Raw genomic sequence first — 2889 nt, 5'->3', positions numbered from 1 at the left:
GGCCGCGCCCAGCGTGCCGATGCCCAGCAGCACCGGCCCCGTGGCGGCGGTCAGGGCGCCCAGCACGATGATGACTTTCTGCACGCCGGGCGAGAGGGCGGCAAACTTGTCACCAAGTGAAGTGATGGAGTCGGTCAGCTGCTGGCCCACCTGCTGCAGGTTGAAGGCCTTGGCGATGCCGTCGCCGAACTTGGCCGCCGAGAGCATGAGCGCATCCAGCCCGTTCTCCCAGATGGCTTTCAGGCCCCCCTGCACCTGGGGCAGCTTGGCCAGCTCGTCGGTCAGCACCGCGATGAAGTCGGTGCTGCTCTGCCCTTGCTTTTTCAGGCTGGCCGAGATGGTTTCGCTGTCGACCGTACCGTAGAGCTTCTGCAGCGCGCCCGATACGGCCGGGGCGGCCTCGATGATGGGGCGAAGGTCTTGGGCGAGCACCTTGCCTTTGGCGCTGAGCTGGGCCAGCTGCACCGTTACCCGGTTGAATTCGTCTTTGCCGCCGCCGGTGGTGGCGATGGCGTTGGCGAAGGCCTTGATGCTTTTGGCCGACTGCTCGGCCGAGATGCCCACGGCGCGCAGGCGCACGTCGCCCTGCACCGCGCCCTCGAAGCCCAGGCCGGGCTGCTTGGCAATCACCTGCAGCTCCTTCATGCGCTCGGTGGTCAGGGCCGCCGACTGCTGCAGGGCCTGCAAGCCCGTCACACCCTGCTTGCCCAACTCCTGCACCGTGATGGCTTCCAGGCCGCGCTTCAGGCTCTCGATTTTCCCCGACGCGGCCAGCGACGCCCCGCCCAGGGCGAGCAGGGGTGCCGTGACGTACGTAGTCAGGCTGGTGCCGATGTTTTTCAGCCCTTCGCTGAACTGCACCAGGCCCTTGAGCTCCTTGCGGGCTTCGGCCATCTTGGCCTTAAACTCACCGAGTTCGGCCCCGACGAGGACGCTGACGCTGGCTAAGATAGAGGAGGGCATGGGCAGGGGTAGGGTTATGGCTTACAGCCAGTCGGTATCGAGTTGGGCGATGCGGGCCAGTTCGGCATCTAGTTCTTCCGGCGTCACCACGGCGGGCTGGGGGTCGCCGGGTAAGGAAAGCACCTCCCAGGGTTCAATGGGTTCAGGGCTTTTTTCCGGGTCACGGTTAATATTGAGCAGTACCGTGCCCAGCCAGCGCGTGTGCTGCCATTTGCGAATTTGGCGGCGGTGAAAGCCCTCGGCGCGCATTAGGTATTCGCGCCAGGTCAGGCGCCAAAACGCCGCAGGTTTAAGCCGCAAATCGCCGATTCCGAAGCCTTCGATATCGTCCCATGTCTCCGGCTTCGGAATCGGCGCATCGGCTAGGAGGGGTTGCCCTGCGTCAAAACCTCCATTAAAGGGTTGGCGGAAACTGACTTGAGCAGCACCGAAAACAATTCCTTTTGTTCAGCGCGGGGCAACTCGTCGAGCGCTTCCACTACATCAAAGCCAGCCGGCAGCGAAGCAGCTTGCTTGCTCTGCCGAATGCCATGTTCGGCCAATTCAAGCAACGTGCTAAGCGGCGCGCGCTGCAGGCGGTCGAGCAGTTCACTGGGACCAGCACTGCCGTCGAGGTCAGTGAGTGATTTCAGGAACTTAAGCCCGAAGCGAATCAGCATTGGCTGGCCGTTGAGGGTGAGCAATACTTCGCCGCGCTCAGCATCAGCGGCCAGTTGAATGGGGGCAATTTTATCAGATTTCATGCAGTGAGAAGAAATGAGGATGAGGGACTAGAGGTAAAGCCGGGCCGCGGGCCCAAACAGCCCGCCCGGAAGCCGGCGCGGGTTGTTTGGACTCACTTCCACGGCAGGAATTAAGAGGGGGCCAGGGTCTTCATCATGTCACCAGTACCTTGCAGCGCTACAGCATAGGTAGCAGCACCTTTCAGTTGTGCTTTGAGGTCACCCTTCGTGATGAAAAACATGGCTTCGTAACGAGCCGCACCAGCGCCGACTCCCAGGGTAAAACGGAGCTTCATTTTACGCTGGGCCAATTGCCAGTCTAGAAAGTTCTCGCCATTTACCCCGTCAGTAGCATCGGTTTGAGCGGCGGGCGTCCCACCGTTGCCAGCGGGCACGTCCGTGAGCTGGCGCAGGGTTAGGTTGGCTGAAGCATCAAAACTGATTTGACCCGGCTCAAACTCCTTGAAATTTGTCGAGTCCGAGCAGGTGACCTCATCCGACTCGGTGCTAACACTTAAGCCGATGTCACCCACGCATCCCACGCGGGTGAAATCGCCAGAGCCGGTAGTCTTTTCGACTTGAAAGGCCACATCACGGCCTTTGACGACGTTTTTTGCCATTGTATTTGCAGAAAAAAAAGGTGAGAAGATGCTTACTCAGGAGTGTGCTCACAGCTATAATCCTGCGAGCGGAAAAAGCACAGCGCGCCGGGCTGTTCGTGGTCCTGCTCGTTGGTGAGCAGCAGGTAGGCGCCGGCCGTTTCGTAGCGGTGCAGCTGCTGCCGGATGGCGTTGGCCAGCCCGCAGATTTGCGCGTAGGAGTCGGCGAAAATGGAAATCTGCACCCGGGCCAGGTCATCGAGCTCGCAGGCGGCCGAGTCGTCGGGCACGTTGCTGATGAGCTGGTAGGTGAGGTAGGGCCGCGGCGTTTCCGGCGGGGCTAGGATGGGATAGATTTTTACCTCAGCTTGGCCGGCGCGCACGTGCTGCAACTGGCCGGCCACGCTGGGCGCCTGGCTGAGGCGGGAAAAGAGGAGCTGGCCGGGGTCCATTATTTGTACACTGATTTAAAGCCGCTGTCCAGAATCTCGCGGCACTGTTCCGTAATTGATTCCACCACTTGCTGCCCCGTCGCGTCGAACGCCGGCCGCATGAATGGCTGGGCGGCGCTGCCCGGCTGCTGCACCTGCGTCGCCGCCCCGCCG

General features: G+C 61.5%; 5 protein-coding genes and 1 pseudogene. All 6 read right to left on the bottom strand.

Features of this window, described 5'->3' with window-relative positions; genetic code table 11:
• Window positions 1-963, bottom strand: a 963-nt coding sequence (locus ACYVDE_RS19140) for a tape measure protein (protein ID WP_460503141.1), incomplete at its 3' end; no start/stop codon positions are given.
• 21 nt (window positions 964-984) lie between these two features.
• Window positions 985-1212: a hypothetical protein gene (locus ACYVDE_RS19135; RefSeq protein WP_460503140.1), complete on the bottom strand. Its 228-nt coding sequence runs from the start codon at window positions 1210-1212 to the stop codon at window positions 985-987.
• 9 nt (window positions 1213-1221) lie between these two features.
• A pseudogene (locus tag ACYVDE_RS19130) lies at window positions 1222-1287 on the bottom strand (phage tail assembly chaperone); the annotation flags it as partial.
• Window positions 1288-1325: 38 nt separating this feature from the next.
• Window positions 1326-1706 carry a hypothetical protein gene (locus ACYVDE_RS19125; RefSeq protein ID WP_460503139.1) on the bottom strand — a complete coding sequence of 127 codons (381 nt, stop codon included), beginning with the start codon at window positions 1704-1706 and terminating at the stop codon, window positions 1326-1328.
• A 110-nt stretch (window positions 1707-1816) separates the two neighbouring features.
• Window positions 1817-2305 (bottom strand): phage tail protein, encoded by a 489-nt coding sequence (locus tag ACYVDE_RS19120; RefSeq protein WP_460503138.1) that lies wholly within the window; start codon window positions 2303-2305, stop codon window positions 1817-1819.
• A gap of 32 nt (window positions 2306-2337) precedes the next feature.
• Window positions 2338-2736, bottom strand: coding sequence for a tail completion protein gp17 (gp17, locus tag ACYVDE_RS19115; protein ID WP_460503137.1), 399 nt, complete (start codon window positions 2734-2736; stop codon window positions 2338-2340).
• Between the last annotated feature and the right edge of the window lie 153 nt (window positions 2737-2889).

Source organism: Hymenobacter agri (genome assembly GCF_054778495.1).
The sequence above is the reverse complement of the archived record's forward strand: the minus strand, read 5'-3'. Positions and strand labels throughout refer to the sequence as shown.